Annotated in this window: 9 protein-coding genes; 8 read left to right on the forward strand and 1 reads right to left on the reverse strand. The window is 36.4% G+C overall.

The genetic code is table 11. From position 1 onward, the window contains the following. Window positions 1-17: 17 nt before the first annotated feature. Entirely contained in the window at window positions 18-869 is an 852-nt protein-coding gene (locus ACQY77_RS16505; RefSeq protein ID WP_421941083.1) for a FimB/Mfa2 family fimbrial subunit, read from the reverse strand. Between the two features lie 635 nt (window positions 870-1,504). Here ACQY77_RS16505 and ACQY77_RS16510 point away from each other — a divergent pair. The 8 genes from ACQY77_RS16510 (at window position 1,505) to ACQY77_RS16545 (ending at window position 21,224) form a co-directional block, all read left to right on the forward strand. Then, window positions 1,505-5,944 (forward strand): hypothetical protein, encoded by a 4,440-nt coding sequence (locus ACQY77_RS16510; protein WP_421941082.1) that lies wholly within the window; start codon window positions 1,505-1,507, stop codon window positions 5,942-5,944. Continuing rightward, window positions 5,944-9,852 (forward strand): fibronectin type III domain-containing protein, encoded by a 3,909-nt coding sequence (locus ACQY77_RS16515; RefSeq protein ID WP_421941081.1) that lies wholly within the window; start codon window positions 5,944-5,946, stop codon window positions 9,850-9,852. Before ACQY77_RS16510 ends, ACQY77_RS16515 begins: the two co-directional genes overlap by 1 nt. A gap of 554 nt (window positions 9,853-10,406) precedes the next feature. Next, complete coding sequence (locus ACQY77_RS16520; protein ID WP_421941080.1) at window positions 10,407-12,497, forward strand: hypothetical protein; 2,091 nt, start codon at window positions 10,407-10,409, stop codon at window positions 12,495-12,497. Between the two features lie 2 nt (window positions 12,498-12,499). Continuing rightward, window positions 12,500-15,646, forward strand: a complete 3,147-nt coding sequence (locus tag ACQY77_RS16525; protein ID WP_421941079.1) for a T9SS type A sorting domain-containing protein — start codon at window positions 12,500-12,502, stop codon at window positions 15,644-15,646. 250 nt (window positions 15,647-15,896) lie between these two features. Further along, window positions 15,897-16,307, forward strand: a complete 411-nt coding sequence (locus tag ACQY77_RS16530; RefSeq protein ID WP_421941078.1) for a hypothetical protein — start codon at window positions 15,897-15,899, stop codon at window positions 16,305-16,307. Window positions 16,308-16,409: 102 nt separating this feature from the next. Further along, a complete protein-coding gene (locus tag ACQY77_RS16535; protein WP_421941077.1) occupies window positions 16,410-17,780 on the forward strand; it encodes a hypothetical protein in 1,371 nt (456 codons plus the stop codon). Between the two features lie 22 nt (window positions 17,781-17,802). Next, window positions 17,803-19,521: a hypothetical protein gene (locus ACQY77_RS16540; protein ID WP_421941076.1), complete on the forward strand. Its 1,719-nt coding sequence runs from the start codon at window positions 17,803-17,805 to the stop codon at window positions 19,519-19,521. 272 nt (window positions 19,522-19,793) lie between these two features. Further along, window positions 19,794-21,224, forward strand: a complete 1,431-nt coding sequence (locus ACQY77_RS16545; RefSeq protein WP_421941075.1) for an AAA family ATPase — start codon at window positions 19,794-19,796, stop codon at window positions 21,222-21,224. The last annotated feature ends 110 nt before the right edge of the window (window positions 21,225-21,334 follow it).

Here is a 21,334-nt window from a genome sequence, read left to right on the forward strand (position 1 = left end):
TGGTTTTACAGGTGAGGTTATTGAAAAGTAAACGTAAGCTGGTTGCTGTAAATGTTGCCGCTAACTTTGGTGGTTTTGTTTTTTTGTACCGGTATAACTACCCGTATAGCGTTGGTCATGGGTGGGTCAATATCGAGCCAAAGCGTACCCGCAGTAGCCAAAATCAATAGTTTTAAGGGGCCGTTGGCAGCCGTATTTACATAAAAGTGTGGGCGTACCACAACACCGCCAAAAGGTATACCCGAGTTAAAAGGATAACCTGTCATTTCGCCGCGAAGTTCAGCATTAAAGGTAGGCGTATCGTTAAAAGATACTTCTATGGCTCCAATAATCCGTTGCATCATCATATCAACGGTTTTATTTGCGGTTATGTTCACCGTATCCTTTGCCAGGAAGGTATCAGAAGTAATGTAGTTTTTATCACCTTCAGAAGGGCCATTAAAAAGATATTGCATAAATGCCTGGCTTTCCTGAAGCTTTATATCCGGGGTGGCAGCGGTTTGGTAGAAGCGGTTAATGCCAAATGGGGTTTTGGATCCTGCTGCTACAAAGCTGTAGTTTCCCTGGGGCAGGCTAAAGGCAATTTGCCCGAAATTAGGGTCGCTGCTTAACTGGGTTTGGCGCGCAACCTCTTCGCCACTGGCAATACTGTAGGCAATTATGCTTAGCTGGCCAATGTAATTTTGCAGGGGCTCTGGTTGGAAACCAACATTCGGTTCACCCACGTTGTGGTTAAGTCCGCCAAGGCGGAAATTTACCGTATATTTTTTGTTGCCGTGTGCGCCACCAAAATAATCAATCAGATCTTTACGGCAGCCTGTTACCCATACCAGCTGCGATAGGAGTAACACATAAACTAATTTTTTCATAGGTTTTTTTTACAATTTACTCCGATTAAGTGTGAAAATGCACCTGTAGGTGTTGATTGTGAAGCCTTTACACAGCAGCTTATAAAAAATTAAATAGAAGCATTTAATACCTGTAGGTGTACTGCAACATTACATTCTCCGTACAAATTATACAGTTGAGGGTGGGCTAAAATGGTAAGGCTTGTGTAAACGCTTATACAGGTGCAGCGGCAGGGTACTTAGAAATGAGTATTGGAGGCGAGTAAGCGAGGGATCGGAAATTAAGTATCAAGGATGAGAATCAAGTAGCAAGTATCGAAATGGTAAACATTAAGACTGGGTATAGCGATAAGTAGTAAAAAGTTTAAAGTGGAATAAGAATGCTGGGGAAATAGCGCACTTTTTTTGGGGAATAGGTTGCACAATTTTAAAGCTGCCGGGTGCTAGAAAAGGGCTGTAGACAGTTTTATCAGAGTTTGGTTTATTTGGCTCAGTAATTGGCTGTGGCATCAGTAGGAATCTTAACAGCTTCCCGGAAATATAAAAACATTAACGCAGTGATTTCTAGCTCTCGCTTTCATATCTGGTTCTTAACCTTTGCAGCTCTTTTTCTGACTGTATCATTTTGCTATGGGCAGCAACCCAAAAATTCTGATATGGCTATTGTTAGACAATGGGCGGTAAATGCAGTTGCAAAGGTTGACCAGAAAAACAGATATGTAGATATGTTAAGCCCGGCTGATCTTAACGAATTACCTATCGGGTTAAAACGCACGATTAACAATATCACCTATAAAATCGCAATTAGTAGTGCGGTATTTCATGCCACACATGCTGAACTAACTCTATATGCAAAAGTCGAAATTCCGCAACACCCTGGCGAACTATTTTTTGGTATTAGTGGATTAAAGCTTTCCTATGAAGGTGGTATTGTTGGTGATGCCAAACTGGTTTTGCTGGGAGATGTACCGATAGATTTTATTGGAGAAAATGGTAAGGTGATTCTTAAAGGAGGGTTTGATTTCAAAAATGGTAAAGCTTCAGATAATCTTACCTATTTAGAAATAGATTGTAATGGGTTTAAGGAAATGGGGATCTCTGCAGATGTTGTATTTCCCAGAAGTCTTTTAGTTCCTTGTTCTGCAAGCGGCAATCCAATTGCCGATGATACAAAAAAAGTTATAGGATATTTTCAAACAGTTGTTTCCGATTGGAATGACATTCTTGTTGATATAAGTTTACCTAAATTTCAATTTGTAGGATTAAAGGACATTGTATTTTCAGTTACTAACGCCACATTTGATTTTAGCGATCAACGGAACAGTAAAAATATTTCTTTCCCTGCAGGCTACGAATCAAAGTATTTGAGTTATCCGAGCAGTGATCTGTGGCGTGGATTATATATAGAGAAATTAGAGGTGATGTTACCCAAAACATTCACAAAAAGAACTACGAATGATAGAATTAGTTTTATCGCAAAAGATCTATTAATTGATAATAATGGCGTAAGTGGCAATTTTTATGCGAAGGATATACTATCCTTTAGTGATGGGTCAGCCTCAGGTTGGAAGTTTTCAGTAGATCAATTCAATGTCGAATTAGAAGCGAATACTTTGGTAGCTGCTGGTTTTAAGGGGCTTATTGGCTTGCCGATATCTAAAGATGATGATGAGGCTTTGAAATACGAAGCTGTAATAACGAATGATAATAAATATTGGCTCACGATCGCACCCAGAGAAAAAATTAATTTTAATCTGTGGCAAGCCAAAGCTACTCTGGATAAAAATTCATATGTCAAATTATTGGTGAAGGACGATCAGTTTTTACCAGAGGCAAACCTTTATGGTAAAATGGATATTGAGGGAAGGAAAAACAAAGACGACACATCATCTAATGCTATTGCTCAATTCAAGGGGATAGAATTTAAAGGCTTAAGGTTAAAGACGGTTGAACCTTACTTATCTGTTGATTATTTCGGATATGATGGAGAACTAAGTGTTGGGAATTTTCCGGTATCAATTGATAGTATTGCCCTGGTATCCAGTAGAAAAGAAGCAATCCTGACTTTTGGTGTAAAAGTTACGTTAATGGATGAAGGATTTAAAGCAGATACAAAGCTGGTTTTTAATTCACTTTTTGAACAAAATGAAGGATTGCATAAATGGAGTTTTAAGGATTTAGGATTAACTGCTATTAAGCTTAATAATGTCAACATTGGAAAAGTGATTCTCAATGGAGAACTTAATTTGTTACACAATGATCCTATTTATGGTGAGGGGTTTGGAGGTGGAATTCAAGCAACTTTTCAGGCCTTAGGTGCCATGGAGGTGAGAGTAAGAGCAATATTTGGTAAGAAGGAGTTTAGGTATTGGTTCGTAGATGGACGAGCAAGCTTTGGTTCTGGTGGGATACCAATTGCGCCGCCTGCTCCTATTAATGTGAACGGATTTGTTGGAGGTGTTTATTATAGAATGAGCAAGATCAGACAAAGTGTAAGCTCGAGTTCAGCGCATTTAATGCCTGAATATAAGCCAGATTTAGCAATGGGGCTAGGTGTAAAAGCCGGAGTATTATTTAACGTAAGCAAGGATGAGGTCTGCAATGGATTAGTTGAATTTGAAATGGCATTTAACAGGCATGGGGGACTTAATTACATAGGGCTTTTTGGAAGTGCCAAGTTCATGGAAAAAATTCCACTTGTGGGAAGTGCTTTAAATGCAGCAAGTAAGGTTCTGAATGATGTACAGGACAAGGTTTCAACGCAACTTGAGGGCTTGTCTGATGTATTGAAAATAGATAAATTAAACAGCATTCAGAATCTAACAATAAAAGATCCACAGAAAGCGGCCAGAGAAGTTTCAGCAGAAGTAGATTTTTCTAAGGGACTGGCAGCTTACATGGGAATTAGCTATGACTTTAATGCCAGTACATTTCATGCAAACTTTGACATTTTTGTTAACGCAGCTAAAGGACTTCTGAGGGGAGTTGGGGACAAAAATAGGGCGGGTTACGCTGTATTGCATTTCGCACCAAAGGAATGGTACATTTATATGGGAACACCAAGTGATCCAATTGGATTGCAGTTTGGTTTGGGTAGCTTTAGTCTAAAAACCGAAAGCTATTTCATGATTGGAACTAAAATACCAGCTTCTCCGCCTCCCCCTCAGGAAGTGGCGGACATTTTAGGATTAGATTTACGGCAACTTGATTACATGAGAGATCTCAATGCGCTAGAAGATGGAAGGGGATTCGCACTTGGTTCACGCCTGGCCATCGCTACTGGAGATATTACGTTTCTGATACTTTATGCAAATTTTAAAGCTGGGATAGGGTTTGATCTAATGTTGAAGCAGTACCCAGATGCTCATTGTGAAGAAAATTCTGAACCAATAGGAATCAATGGGTGGTATGCTAACGCCCAGGCATATGCATATATGCAAGGAGAATTGGGTGTAAAAGTTAATTTATGGTTTTTAAAGGCAAGGATACCCATTATTAAAGCCGGTGTTGCTACCTTGCTTCAAGCTAGGCTACCAAACCCATCTTTGTTTACAGGATATCTGGGGGTTCAGTATGATGTGCTAGGAGGATTAATTAAAGGAAGAGCAAATTTTAAGGTTCAGTTTGGTGATGAATGTAAGATCATTAATGGAGGACAAGAAAATCCGGTAGGAATAAGTGTAATTGCCGATATGTCTCCTAAAAACCCTGAAAATGTTGACGTTTTTACGGCTCCACAAGTAGCATTTAATTTTTCTGTTGATCGAGATATACCCATTGCTGATGAATCTGGAAATAAAATTTTTAGGGTTAAATTAGAGAAGTTTGAGCTTAGTGATGATGGAGGAAAATTAATTAATGGTAAACTGGAATGGAACAGTGGAAAAGATGCAGTATCATTTATTTCGAAGGAAATCCTACCACCAAATACTAACGTCAGAGCTTATGCTAAAGTAAGCTTCATACAGCAGGTTGATGGAATTTGGCAAACAGTATACATGGAGGGGAGAAAAGCTGAAGAGGAACGTTACATTGAATTTAAAACTGGAATAGCCCCACAATCAATTCCATTAACCAATATTGAATACAGCTGGCCTGTTGTGAATCAAAGAAATTTTTACAGGTTAGAAAGAAATAAAGGATTTGTTCAACTGAAGAGAGGCCAAAGTTACCTTTTCAGAGTGAAGGGATATAATCAATATTTGGCATTTAAAAAGGAAAAAGGAATAGCCGAACCCATAAATTTTAACTACGATTCAGCTCATGTGCAATTGAGGTTTGATTTGCCATCTAGTTTAGAATCTAATACCAGTTATAGTTTCGAACTATTCAGTAAATCTGATGCTAAAACTACAGGTCCAATTTCAATAACAGAAACAAAGAAAACTGATGAAGGCGATTTTACCCAACTTACAAATAAGCAAGCTCAAAATGTAATTCGAACTGATGAGGGCAAAATTATATTAGGTTATTCCTTCCATAGCAGTTCTTTTGGAAGCTTCAAGGAAAAGGTGGCCAGCATAACAACTATGCATGATGTTTTTGCAAAGGTTTCTTCTGATGTCATCGATCTTCGAAAAGAAGTTAATTTATACGAACCTTTTGAACTTGCAGAAGTTTTAGGAACCGCTTATACTCAGAATAAGCCGTTGTTACAACCAGTCGCCCTTCTTGATCATCCATATTATCAAGAAGATATTCTGCCACTTAATTATGCAAAATATCCTTTGAATGGAGATATTATCCTGAGAAGAGATACCGTTAGTCTAGGATTCGTTCCTGTTAAGGCGCTCCCTCTCATTTTTAGTTATGTTACAAATCTCGAGCAAGGTAATTTCACCTCACAATTTGTAAATCAGCGACTACCTTATATCTATGATCTTCCTCGGATTTATAAAGACGATTTCTTGGAATTACAAAATCAAGTGGTCAACAGATTTTTAGGAACGCCACTACAGAATGAATATCGTTGGTTGATTGCAGGTAAATTCCCATTTATGCGCGAAGGTAAATACAAGGTTAAGTATAAGTTTACCCTTCCTGATGGAACACCAGGGTCTGAAGCAATAATTGATTATTATAACCCTATCAGATAATGAGTATTTTAATTGGTTACATAGGGGATTGTGTAAAACTAATGGCTCTCCAAAATTCTAAATTTAGTTTTAGATTGTATTTAGTCATAGTTTTCCAATTTGCATTACTGAGTTTGAATGCTCAGATTTATCCAGTTACCCTTACTCCAATATTAATACCTCCTTATCCCCAGTATCTCAGTGATTACTACGAAGTGGCAACAGAGCGGCTATCAGTTATCTTGCTTAATACTGATTTACAGAAGCCTGCACTTAATGTTAAGCTGAGAATGTTTATGGAAGGGCCGGGCTTAAAATTACAGAGTAAAGATGATGTATACTTTCCGGTCTTGTCACTGGATGCCGGGATGCCACGTCGGCTTAACTTGAAGGACCTTGCTCCTTATTTTAGGCCGGAAAACCTCCTTTTCTTGAGAAATAACAGCTCCGTTAATAGTCATAGCGATAAGCTCCCTGAGGGGCTGTATTCTATTTGCTTCCAGGTTTTGGAAGTAAATTCAAACCAAATTTTAAGTAGCAAGAGTTGTTGCATGGCTTGGATTTCCTTAAGTGATCCTCCGTTATTAAACTTACCATCAAACGGAGAGAGCGTAGCAGCTTCCGTAGCTCAAAATATAATTTTTCAATGGACGCCAAGAAATTTAAGCAATTCAACAGGTTATTTCAATACTGAGTATGAGTTTACCTTAAAAGAATTGTGGGACTCAACAAGTCCTCCTCAAACAGCATTTCAGCATACTCCGTTGTTTTATCGGACAACAATTAAAAATACTATATTATTAATTGGTCCATCCGAGCCACAGCTTATTCCGGGGAAAAGATATGCGTGGCAAATTAGAGCTAAAAGCTCATCAGCATCACAACAGGAGACCGCAGATTATAGAAATGATGGTTACAGTGAAATTTTTTGGTTCACCTACCAAAATAATTGTTGCCCTCCATTTGTAATTAATGCCAAAATTACTGGAGTTAATGCATACCTCACATGGGTAAACAATATAAACACGGGACAAGATGCGAGTGGATATAGTGTTCAATATCGAGAATATAATTCTTCAGATTGGTTTACGATTAATACCCTGCATCCAAAACTTAAACTTTTAAACCTTAAGCCAGGTACTGAATATGAATGTAGGGTGGGAAACCGATGCGATCTTAGCAATATTAATATCATGGCGGATCAAACTACCTACTCAAATATTTTAAAAATAAAAACAGATTATATAGCTGATGAAGAAAGTGTTAAGAATTGTGGGATTATTGGCCCTGATATAAAGATTACCAATCATTTACCAATTCGAAGTTTGAATTCAGGAGAGTTAATTATGGCAGGTGGATTCCCTGTGATGATTACAAAAGTTAGCGGGAGCTACAGCTTTGTAGGTGAAGGTTATATTACCATACCATTCTTGGGACATAACATTGTTAAAGTACGGTTTGATAAGATTAAAGTGAACACAGATCGGTTGCTTTTTGATGGTGTAATCGAAACCGTTAATGATTCAGCGGAATCTCAAGTTGCTAATATTAACAAGATTATTGAGGGTGGATATGGTTCGGGCAGGGTTCAAACAGGTAAGGATTATGCAGATCTTGTTGTTGGTTTTATAATTAAAAATGTAGATGATATCGGTGTAGAATGGAATAAAACTCCAGATGATACTTCTCAAAGTCTGATGGTAACCGTGAAAGGGGGGGCTGGAGAAATAACAGTTTTACAACCAAAGGAATTACCTGTAATACTCAAAGATAGCCAAGGAACCCTTTACAATATACAAACCAATGAAAACGGTTTTCCAATAATAGCTGAGGTGGGTAAGCAAGAGGTATTGACTATGGCATCAGCGGAGCTAAATACATTGGATACCGCAAAAGGATATGTCTTTTTTAAGCCACACCCAAAGCAAAAATTTGCCTTTGATGGATATCAACCTGAATATGCTAAAAGTAAAATCTTTGGCTCGGATGTATATGAGAAGCTCACTGGAAATTATTTCGTAAATGCAAAAGCCATTCTGCCGGGCAAAACGGATTTGGTTATAGCTACGGTCGAGCTCAAGGACAAAATATTAGTTGCGGATAGCATTGAATTTATTACCGCAGAGGGTACCAGGTTGACCAAAAGAAAAGTTACTGAGAACACTTTTGAAGTCTTAATTATTGGTGGGCCTCCAAACGATGCTCAAGAGCTATTCGCCGTTTATCCAAAATCAAATGGTAAATATTATACTCTAGGGAAATTACTAGTCGCTTCATACCAGCCTAAATTAATTAACCTAATGTTGGTGCCTGTTAATGAAGCAACTGTTGATGGGGAAAGTATTGAGAAACAAATTAATGCAATCTATAACCCTATTGGTATAAAACTAAAGGTTATTAAGGCCGATAATTTCAACAACTCACAATGGGATTTAAATAACGATGGAAAACTTGCCGTGAGGGGTAGCAGTTGGTTTTCAACTCAGACAGCGGAAATGAAGGCCTTAAACAATGCCTACAAACAAGCAACAGCAAGCTTGGCTAATGATATGTCAGTATTGTTTGTCCTCAATGAATCAGATAGTACTATTAACCTCAAAGGCGATATGCCTCGGGGAAAGCAATTTGGATACTTGTTTAAAGGTGCTGATGGTAACACGGTAGCACACGAAATCGGACATGGTATATTTTGTTTAGAACATACTTTTAAGAAGTATGGATTTGATAAGGCTGATTTGCAAGGAAACGTAATGAATTATCCCCCTGGTGATAAATTTACTAAGTTTCAGTGGGATGCTATACATGCACCAGGAGTAGTGATTGGAATATTTGAGGATGATGAAGATACAATGTATGAAACTGATGGTCACTTTTCAACAGTTTATCTCATAAGCTTAATGCTTGGTATGAGTAAAAGCAAAGCGGAAGAACTGGCTACAGCGACCGAAGCACCTGATACCAAAATCCATTCCCCAATTGAATATGAACTCAATCAAACTTGGTTATATCCAACTGTCCAACAGAATGTTCATGCATTAACTGGAGGTTTTCATGGCGTTGAAGAATTCATTACTGCTTTGAAGATCTTATACACTCCAAATGAAAAAATAAAAGAAATCGGTGAGCTATTACACCGTTTCGGAGATACTTATGCTCATACTGAATTGGATAATCTAAAGCCAAATAGCCTGCCAACATACAAGTTAAGCGACAAACCCCAGCTGATGAAATTGGCTATTGATAATTGGAAGGGACAGGGATCGCAAAAATTGGCAACGAAAATTGAACCTTGGATAGATTACTTTAATTACTGTATTAAAAAGTATGGCTTGAAGTTTCTTACAGATCAAAACTTTCAAAAAGAACATCTGAATAACAAAACGTTGGAGCAAACAATGCGTGATATTTATTTACTGCAACCTGAAGATAAATTTAAAATGTATGGAGGAAAATTTGCGACTATTGAACATGCATTCGTTGACAGTACCTATCCAGATTTGATCTATATGCGGCCAGAATGGTATTTAAGTTATGTGAAAAATTTAGCATGGGTTATTGCTACGAAGTATAACTTTAATGAGCTTGCTTTAGACTATAGTGTTTTTAAAAAAATGGTAGATTTTTCTATCAAGAGGAAGTGTTCACTAAAAGGAATTATAGATTACGAAATTTCTAAAAAGATGAATAGAAAAGAAGTTTATGTTCCCGTGTTTTATTCTAAAGCAGGTATGCCAGCAGCTTCTTTCGATGCACTATTTCTAACCGATTATTACAGAACCGCTAAAGATGCAGCTAACCAGACAAGAGAATATATTTTACAAGATGGAAGAAAAAATGTTCGAGTAGAATCAGAAGACGGTAAGAAAACTAAATATGGAAGCAAAACCGGTTTCTTCAAAACCTTGGCTTTTAAAATCATATACAATTAGAGAATGAAGCAACTTTTTACTTTTTTGGGTATCATAACGTTTATCAATTTTCTGATACCTGCGGTTATTTATAGTAAAATCAACAGGGTTTTTAATGAACATCTAGGAGCATCATACGTAGTAGTAATGCTTCCTAATTTTCTTTTTATTTCCTTGCATGGTTGTGTCACATTATGTTTGGTAGCTAAAAGATATTTTTTTAATAACCTCGAAAACCATAATGCTATTTACAAATTTTTTTCAATTTCAAATTGCATATTAAATTATTTGTGGCTCTTTTATATCAACTCGGGTCATGCCTATAAATTTACCTCATATATGATTATAGTAATTTATTTTGTGTTTGATTTCTATATTTCATATAGATCATTTGTCGATTCAAATACATAAACAGTAACCGTTAATACATAAAAAAAGAACTTACCCAGAATAAATTGATTAAAAACTGAGATCCCATAAAAGATCTTCAGGTGTGCATTCATCCTAGCAGACCTAAGTAATATTAAATCTCACTGTATCTGATAGCAGTGGGATATGAATTAATGTCAATAAGGATGATTGTATTTAAAAATATTTTCTGGATTTGTTTGTTCTGTGTTTGCGCAAAATGTTCTTTAGCACAATCGAGCACAAATAAAGCAGCTAGACCAAAATCAAAAATTCTGGTAGTGGCAAGAGTATCCCAAAAAAATGGACCAATTCACATTCGCTGGGGGGTTGAAAATGCTCAAGCATGGAAGTTGAGCAATCAACATGGATTTTCGATTGAGCGATTTACTGTATTAAGAGATAAAAAACTGCTTTCTATACCAGAGCGAAAGCTAATTTCAATAGCACTTAAACCAAAGCCTCTATCAGAATGGGAAAGATTAGCAAAAGAAGATTCACACGCGGCTATAATTGCGCAAGCCATTTATGGAGAAAAATTTGAGGTCAATGCATCAGCATCCAATGGAGTAGCCAATATTTTGGCCCAATCACAAGATCTTGAGCAACGGTTTGGTTTCTCTCTTTATGCAGCTGATAGGAGTTTCGAAGGTGCAAAACTGGCTGGATGGGGGTATACGGATGAAGATGTAAGACATAATGAAAAGTACTTTTATCGCATAAAGTCAGCTGTTCCAATTTCAAAAATGAAAATTGATTCAGCCGGAGCGTTTGTAGGTCTCGAAAACTATGAGCCTTTGCCCAAATTAGAAGGAGTATCTGCGAATTTTGGAGATAGGAGTGTTTTGTTGAGCTGGGATTACAGTAGATTGAAAAATATCTATAATGCATATTACATTGAAAGATCAGTTGATAATGGCGGCACATTCCAAAAAGTAAGTGAGCTACCCATAGCCAATCTCAGTGAAAAGGCAGCATCAAAACGGATGTATTATATCGATTCTATTAATAATCTTGCAAACTATCAATACCGCATTGCAGGTATCAATGCCTTTGGAGAGCAAGGTCCGTACGCGGAAATTGTTGAGGGAAAAGGTAAAACTTTCTTGGCCTTTGTACCTAATATAAAGAGAAATTTTGTCGACGGAAATGGATTGTTGCAATTAGAATGGGAATTTGATTCTCTTGGAAATAATCAGATCAGTGGTTTTAGTTTGAGTAGATCAAATTTGGTGGAAGGCCCATATCTAGAAGTGCTACCAAGTATTTCTCCAAAAACTAGAAATTTAAACTATGCTGTTGCCGAAGTTACAGGGTATTATAAATTAACTGCTCTAGCAAAGGAGGGCGAAAGTAGATCTTCATATCCAGTGTTGGTTCAAGCTATTGATTCAATCCCACCTAAAACTCCTACAGGTTTAATAGCAAGAATAGATACCGCCGGTAGGGTTACTTTAAAATGGGATGCTAATAAGGAGCGAGATTTGATGGGCTACAAAATTTTTAGGGCTTTAAGTAAAGGTGAAGAACCAGTTCCATTAATTGATTCTGTTTGGTATACAAATAATTATAGGGACCTACTTAGTCTAAAAATGATTAATAAGAAGGCGTGGTATGGAATAAGCGCTTTAGATAAACGCTTTAATCAATCTAAAATTTCACCATTAGTTGAGCTTATTAAACCAGTAAAGATTCCTCCTTCCCCTGCGATAATTTCAAAATATAAAATTGAAGGTGGAAAATTGAGACTTCAGTGGATAAATAGTAGTGATGAAGATGTGATTAGCCATACTTTATATAGACGAAAGTATATGGATACCGAATGGACCTCTCTTAAGGTCTTTACCGATACTACAAATAGATATGTCGATGAAAATCTGCAAAGCGCCGCAAATTATCAATATGTAATTGAGGTAGAGAATAAAGGAGGACTTAAGGTAAAAACGGAAATTTTGGAAATTCAAACTGCCTCACTTTCATCCAATCAATTGAAGTTGAAGAGATTGTATGCTTACCCTCATCTGGATGAACATCGGATTGAAATTGTATGGGATGATAATCTAATGAATGTAAAGAACTATCAGGTGTATAAAGCCCAAGGAGCAGAGAAGCTAAGTCTTTGGAAAGTACTTGTCGGTAAAGAAAAAGGATTATTTGATTCGAATCTGAAGATTAACACCAGTTATAAATATGGAGTTATAGCAGTATTGGAGAATGGTTCTTATAGTGAAATGAAATTGGTTACAGTTAAATACTAATAATGATGAAACAACTACTGCTTTGTTTACTTCTTGCAATGATTGCACTGAATAGCGTAGCTCAGAATTATATCTTCGAATATGACGTGGATTTTAAATTTACAGATGAAGGAGATAGACGATACATGCTTCATATGCTTTATAATACCCAAAATAACCCAACAACTATGGAAGTGAACGACTTTGCCATGGATAGGGAAAAATTTGGAAAAAGAGCGAATGGTAAAATATTGATTCCAGCAACTGAGGGACCAATAAATAATATTTTTATCAACACTGATCGAGAGGTTAGTTTTGTAGGCTGGCACAATGACTGTGGTAATACAAGCTCTCTCTTTTTGCTATCAGGAAATGATAACCACTGTTTTGATTTAAGCAATCGAAACAACGACTGGAACTGCTTAAATTACCATAGCATTATTACACAAAAAAAGCTAATTATGTATCCTGACGCAAAAGTTTCAAGTTCAGGAAATCAAGATAATCTCCTACCTTCTGAAGATAAAATCATTTTGCAAGGTACAGCTGGATTTCCAAACAATGTTTACAAATGGCAATTTAGGGTAGATAATGAAAATGTTTGGAATGATTTACCCCTACAATTTCAAAATCAACAATCCATTGAGGTAAGTGCATCCGATTTATTTGGAACAAGGTTAGAGAATTTGCTGGGACATAATGTATTTTTTAGGCTTAATCTAGGTTGTAACCAAGCTTCAAACATAATTGTTCTAAATGTTAGAAAATCGTCGCCACATATTGCATCAATAATCAACAATCCAAACACTTGTTTCAGTGAAGAAAATGGAAGTTTAACAATTTTCTTAGACAGATCTCTTAATCAGAATGAATCATTAAACTTCATTATAACTGAAGTAATCTCAGGAGAGGTACAAAATATTTCAAATGTAACAAGCTTAAAGGATAATAATTCAATATCTACTCCTTCAAATTTACCCCCTGGACAATATAAAGTTGAAATAATTAGTCTGTATAAAGGTTCTCCAGGCTATTCTGAATCTAAGAATCACTATGCCACTTCTAGCTTTACAGGTCCAACAACTTTAGATTTTAATCATGTCAAACGTGATATCTATTGTTTCAACGGAAAAGATGGAACTATCAAAATCAATGCGAATGGAGGAAATGGCGGATACAGGATATTATTCAAAAAAAGGCAAGATTTTGAATATACACTGACCAGTTTTGCTTCCACTAATGAACATATAATTTCTAACCTGGATACTGGTACTTATCAAATCAGGGTAATGGACAAAAATGGATGTTACAAAAAAGATGATTTGGGTAATGAGGTTATTCATGAGGTAACTATTTCCCAACCGCTGGAAAGATTAAAAGTTGATCATAAGTTAATAACAGAACCAACAGCTTTTGGAGCTTCTGATGGACGAGCTGAGATTGTAATCGTTGGTGGAACCACTATTGACGGCAATTACAAAGTGGAGTGGTCAGATATTAATGGAAACCTGTTAACTAATTTCAAAAATACAAGCAATCCATTTAAAACTACATTGTACAACGCAAGCGATGGCAAATACATTGTGAAAGTAACTGATGATAATCAGCTGTTAGCTAACGCCGAAAATATATCAGGTTGCATGGTTATGGATACAATCACGATAACACAGCCGGAGCCATTAAGTGTGCTAGTTGAGGAGTTGAACTATATTTCCTGTAAAGGTGATTCAGATGGGAGGCTCTGCGCGAAAGCCTCTGGCGGTGTAGTTATTCCTGGTAAGCAATATCGTTATGAATGGTTTAAGGAGATTAATGGAACGTTCAGAACTTTGAATCAATTCGATAGCATTTTAGTTGATGTTGGTATTGGAATTTATAAGGTGAAGATTACAGATCAAAATAATATTAGTAAAGAATCGGATAAATATATGTTTGCTGAACCCGAAGCACTATCTCTTGCGCTTGCGGGTACCGAAATAAATTGTAGTCAGGGTAATAATGGAACGGCTTCTGTGAAGGTAACTGGTGGTACGCCGCCGTATAGTATTGAATGGAGTAATGGTGGTACAGGATTAAATATCAGAGATTTAAGAGAAGGAAGTTATTTCGTATATGTTACTGATGCACATGGCTGTTATTCTCAGGCAAAAGTTGATGTATTTGGGCCAAATCCGATAATTATTACAAATGATAAAGTCCGAAATCCAACGTGTTTTGGTGGTAATGATGGAACTATAATAAATACAGTTAGCGGTGGTGTTCCACCTTATAACTTTAGTTGGAGTAATGGATATAGCAGCCAAAATTTATTCAATCTTTCAGCGGGTAATTATGTTTTAGTGATTACAGATGCCAGAGGTTGTACTAAAACTGTTGCATATAATTTGACAGATCCGGAAAAGATAAAAGTCAATCTTGGCCCAGATATTACTTTATGTGTAGATCAAAATCACAAAGCAGACGCTACAATAGCCAATGGTTCAATTTACAGTTGGACATCGGATAATGGTTTTAAAGCAAACACTGCAAATGTGCTGTTAAGTGCTGCTGGAAGCTATTATATTGAGGTTTTAACAGATAATGGTTGTTCTGCCAGAGATACTATCAAAGTTCGTAAGAGTTTAGCAGTTATTCAAGCTGAATTTGTAGTAACTACCCAAGCGTTTAAAAATGAGATTATCAATCTTGTCAATATAAGCAGTCCTCAACCTGAGTCTATTGAATGGCTTGTTCCTAAAAGTCCTGATATAAAAATAATTTCCAGGACAGATGAGAATCTACAATTGCTTTTTTCGATGCCTGGCCTATATAATATTGGTATAAAAACCAAACAAGGTGATTGTTTCAAGGTCTTTAATAAGCAAATAACTGTAATGGAAGGTACTCCTTTTATAGATATAGGGGAGGTTAAGGAGCCTTTCATCAAATCAATAAAAATTGCTCCTAACCCGAGTAATGGAAATTTTAATGTAAAAATTGAATTGGAAGAGGCTTCAAAAGTAAAGCTGCGGCTACTCAATACCATTACGGGGCAGATAATTGAAAGCAGAGAAGAGAGGGGTAGCAGTACTTATAATTTACCTTACAATTTAATGCTTTCAACCGGAATTTATGTCTTGATTTTAGAAACACCAAAAGGAAACTTGGTGCACAAGGTTTTGATCAATTGATAATGAAATAGGCAATTCCTCTTATCCAAATTGAAACATTATATGATTAGGTACATAAATTCATAGATATTCAGCATCAAACATACAATCATCCCCGATTGGTAAATCGATAAGTAAAGTCCTAAATACTTATCGCCATAGACATCCCTTACTGTATTAAAAAGAAAGTTGCCTACGCGTGATCGTTATGGTATGGGCTTGTTATGGCTGAAATTTAAATCAATTAATAATAAATAATAAAAACAAAAAAATGAAAGCAATTAAAATGACTATTGTCGCCCTGGTTACAGTTTTAAGTTTGGCTGGCTGTAAAAAAGATGTTGAAAAAACAACTTTAGAAAAAATTCAAGGGAGATGGAATTATGGATCTTCTAACCATAAGGAAGTTTATCCTCCAAGTACAAACAATACATATGCATTTACAGGAAAAGCTGGTGAATATTTTGACTTCAGGACGGACGGAAAACTGTATGTAAAGATGGAGGGTGATCCTGAGGAATCAGAAACTTATACTGTAGATAATGATAATCAAATTAGCATATCCGGAGAGCCGTTTGTTATTCAGCAACTTACCGATAATAGACTTGTAATTTATTCTAAACAAGTAGATCCAACCTCGAGTGATGCTTATACAGAACATACCTACACGTTGACCAGATAAACAATTAAATGGGGCATTCCAGCTGAAATACCTGGTTTGCCCTTTTAACAGTCCAACAACATTGGTAGTATAGATCAATGTAATAAAGTCTCACAATATCACATGATGAAGCAATTTGAACAACTAAAATTGGTGTGGTTTGCACTTTCATTCTTTTTCATCCTATTAGGTTTTGCGTGTAAAAAGGAAAAGATAATTGAATCCCAGGCAGACTTCAATTACGAAATAAGTAATCAGAACCTCATGGTGCCAGTTCTGGTAAGGTTCACAAATACCTCTATTGGTGCGCAACATTACGAATGGACATTTGAAAACGGACATCCCAATGTTTCTAATAAGAAAAATCCTGGGGTAGTTCAATTTGACCTTGCGGGTACTCATAAGATAAAATTAAGAGCTTGGAATGATGATAACGAAAGTATTAGAGAGATTGAGCTGAAGGTGGATAGCTCAGTTCAGGTTGATTTTGAACCTATAATACAAACTAATGAATTTTCTCCTGTGGAAGTATATATTACAAATAAAACAATTGGTGCCAGCAATTTTAGTTGGGTGTTTGAAGATGGTATTCCCCGGCATGTTGCTGCAAAGTACCCACCACCAATTAAATTCCTTAACCCGGGAGATCACAATATCACACTTACGGTTAGTAATGGAAACGATACTTTTTCCAAAACGAAAAAGATATACGTTGGCCCTGCTTTACAAACATCATTTAAAATTATCCCATCATTCGAAGATGAAGACTTTGAGGCCCCTTTTCGGGCTACGGTAAGAAATACAACAGTAAGTGGTTTAAATTATAACTGGAGCATATCCGGGGGTAGCTTAAGTGATGTCAAAGCCAAGGAACCCGATATTTATTTTGAAAATGCAGGAACGTATACATTAACATTGGTGGCAGCTAATGGAAAGAACACCCAGCCATATACGCAAACCATAACTGTTTTACCCAATCAAAACCTACAAACATTCAAAGATATCAGATTAGGCATCAATACCGCACACAACACTATTGGAAGTTTCTTTTCCTCAAGCTTAAAGAGGGTTTTTAAGAAAGATGATAACCTGACCATTAATGGGAAGGATATTGATTTTGTTTATTTCGGATTAAACCAAAACTTCAGCTATAATAAAATCCTTTCTCCAGATGCTGCAGCAGATTATAGCTTTAATGCTATTTCTGGTGCTTTAAAAACCGAAGTTATCAATCTACAGGAAAACTGTGATTGTGGTGGCGTCATAATGAACAGCTCAGATTTCGATAACCTAACCAATGGCGCTTCATTTCAAAAATATTCCAATCATACAGTCGGGGCTGCTCAGAAACATTTTACAAACGGTCTTATTCCAAGGATTGTGCGCTATCAAACTGCCGATGGGAGAATGGGCGCCATTAAGATTAAACAATTCGTAGTTAACGGAACCCAATCATACATAGTGGTAGATATCAAAGTCCAGAAAACGAAGTAATCCAAACTGAAAATAACGCTCCATGAAAAGATCGCTCTTTATGCTGATAGGCACGATTATAATTTATCATACCGTAAACGCACAAAACATTAATCTGGAAAATATAAAAGGCCTTGGTAAAGCTACTCCTGTACGATTAAGCGGAGGAATAAATGCTAATGCTATTATCTCAGCCGGCAACGGGCCTGCTGTTCGAGCTCCATTTACCTATTTTTTTCAAGGAAATGTTAATGTTAATCTCTTTGGGCAAATCAATCTGCCGTTTGGATTTAATCTCACTAATAATGGTAGAGGTTTCAGCTATCATACTATGCCAAATCGACTAAGCTTACATCCCACATACAAATGGATTTCTGCTCATTTGGGAGACGTATCAATGACGTTTTCACCTTATAGCCTTAATGGCCATCAATTTAGAGGAGTTGGAGTTGATTTAAAACCAAACGGTTCATGGAAATTGAGTGCAATGTACGGCCGACTGAATAAAGCAGTAGAAGAAAATTACAAACTTAATGAGGGTTCCCCAGGATATAAGCGGATGGGACTGGGGCTTAAGCTCGGGTTTGAAAGATCCAGGTATACTGTTGGTTTGAATATATTTCATGCAAAGGATTTAATAAACTCCATTAGTAAGGATCTTGATAGCCTGATGATTTACCCACAAGAAAATTTGGTTCTGGGAACTGAAGCCAAATTTTGTGTAATGAAAGGTTTGGAGCTTTCCACAGAACTGGCAACAACAGCTGTAACACGCGATTTAAGAGATTCAATACAAAAGATTAAAAACGGCAACATGCTGCATTGGTTATCTAAGGCCAGAAGTTCAACATCTTATTATACCGCATTTAATATGCAAATGAAATACACTTATAAAAAAAGTGCGCTCGGGTTGGGGTATGAGAGGGTAGCTCCTGGCTATCAAACGCTGGGAACTTACTATATGAATAGCGATATCGAGAATTTTACGGTAAATGCATCTCAAATGATTTTGAAGGATCGAGCAAACATCTCCATGAATTTTGGAGTTCAAAAAGACAATCTGGATCATGCAAAAGCCTCATCAACCAAAAGATTGGTAACAGCAGTTAACCTCAATTATAATCCTAACGATAAGCTTCAAACAACGTTAAATTATTCTAATTTTCAAACTTATATGAAAATGAAGCCTCAGTTTGATTACTATAATCAAAGTTTACCATTTCAAGATATTGATACCCTCAATTATACCCAACTTGCCCAAAATGCCAATGTAAACGTAAACTGGTTAACCTTGAAAAATGAAAAGCAATCGCAAATATTAAATCTAAATTTAAGTTTTCAAGATGCATCCGATCAACAGGGTGGTTTAGTAACTAATGGAAATGGTTCTCAATTTTATAATGCTGTTGCAGCCTATAACCTGATCTTTATTAAGCAAGGGACTGGTGTTAGTCTTGCTTATAATATGAGTTATAATACCATAGGGAGAAACAATTTTTTTACCATGGGGCCAGTGGTTTCCATGAATGCTAAGTTTTTTAATAAGATGCTGGCTACTGGTATTTCTACATCTCTTAGTTTCAGTAATTCAGCTGGAACTAGGCAAAGCAGGGTATTAAATACCCGGTTAAATGCTTCTTATGTAGTGATGAAAAAACATAATCTCGCTTTTGCTTTAATGAATCAAAATAGAAATTTAGTATCAAGTGGTAATACCCATGATATGACCGCTACTTTGGGCTATGGATATAATTTTAAGTAACAACAATATTTAAGGCTGCAAAAGAAGTTGTCTTAGCCTGTACAATCAAGGCCTCGTAAGCGTTTTGTGTTATTATCTAATATAGTTTTCAGTAGATTTGGCTGCGAATAGATTTGTATCAACAGCCAAAAGTAGTAAAAAATAGATAGATTTGGCTTCGGATAGACTTTTATTTTCAGCCAAAAGTGATTAAAAAAGAGTAGATTTGGCTGTTGATAACTTGGTATCGGCAGCCAAAACTGTTATATTTGTAATGAGTAATCATTATACCTATGGAGAAATTAATAGGAAGAGAAAGCGAAAAAAGAATACTACAACAGGCACTTGTATCAAAGGAAGCCGAACTTGTTGCAGTATATGGAAGGCGAAGAGTAGGGAAAACCTTTCTTATCAGACAGGTTTATAAACAGCATATTATTTGTGAGTTTTCAGGGGTGCATCGTGCCGCAACAGCTGAACAGCTTGAAAATTTTAGAAATGTAATTGCTTTGGCATTGAATTCTCCAATAGCTCCTGCTATACCCAAGAGTTGGACAGAGGCATTCATGCTTTTAATTCAATATACTACACCTTTACTAGGTAAAAAGGTAGTGGTTTTCTTTGATGAGTTTCCATGGTTAAGTTCACATAAGTCAGGCTTTTTGTCGGCCTTTGAATATTTTTGGAATTCTTGGGGATCTAAACAGGCTAATTTAGTAGTGGCAATATGCGGATCTGCGGCTTCCTGGATGATTCAAAAAATAGTTAATAGCAAAGGAGGGCTGCATAACAGAATTACAAAAAAAATACGTCTGTTGCCATTTACGTTAAATGAAACATCGAAATATTTAAAAAGCAAAGATGTAAACTTAGATCAATATCAAATTTTACAGATTTATATGGCTCTAGGTGGTATACCCCATTATTTAAAAGAAATAAAAAGAGGAGAAAGTGCTACCCAGATAATTGACAGGCTATGCTTTACAAAAGATGGCTTATTGATAAATGAGTTTAAAAATTTATATGAATCTCTTTTTGAAATGGCAGATAGGCACGTTAATGTAGTAAAAGCTCTGGCTGCTAAACCCTCGGGATTGACCAGAAAAGAGATTATAGCAGAGTGTAATTTGCAAAGTGGCGGTACTACTACAAAATTAATGGAGGAGCTGGTTGAATCTGGTTTCGTAGGAATTTATTTACCCTTTCAAAAAAATGTAAAAGATGCAATTTATAGGTTAACAGATGAGTATAGTTTATTTTATCTTAAATTTATAGAGCATGCTCGTGCCACAGGAGAGGGTACCTGGACAAAGCGGGCCAATTCCCAATCTTGGAAAAGCTGGAGTGGGAATGCTTTTGAAAATATCTGTTTGAAACATGTAGCGCAGCTTAAAAAAGCTTTGGGAATTAGCGGAATATATACAGAGGAATCGGCTTGGCGTTATGCTCCAGGTAAATCGGGACAGGGCGTACAGATAGATCTTTTACTGGATAGGCAGGATATGACAATAAGCCTTTGTGAAATGAAATTTTCTAATACCCCCGTTTTAATTGATAAAGCAATGTCTTTTGAATTAAAGGGCAAACTGGATATTTTTAAAGCCCAGACACAAACAAGAAAGAGTGTTTTCTTAACGATGGTTACCACCTACGGTGTAAAGGATAACTTACATAAAACCGGTTTGGTACAGAATGAAGTTACCATGAAGGATTTATTTAAGTAAGATAGTTTGTTCATATCGTTTAGCAATAACAAAAATTTGGCTGAGGATAACTTTGTATCTGCAGCCAAATCTATTTTTAATGGTAGTATGGGATGAACCGGAATTGTGCC

Origin of the sequence: Pedobacter sp. (assembly GCF_965279535.1) — a bacterium.
Taxonomy (GTDB): domain Bacteria; phylum Bacteroidota; class Bacteroidia; order Sphingobacteriales; family Sphingobacteriaceae; genus Pedobacter.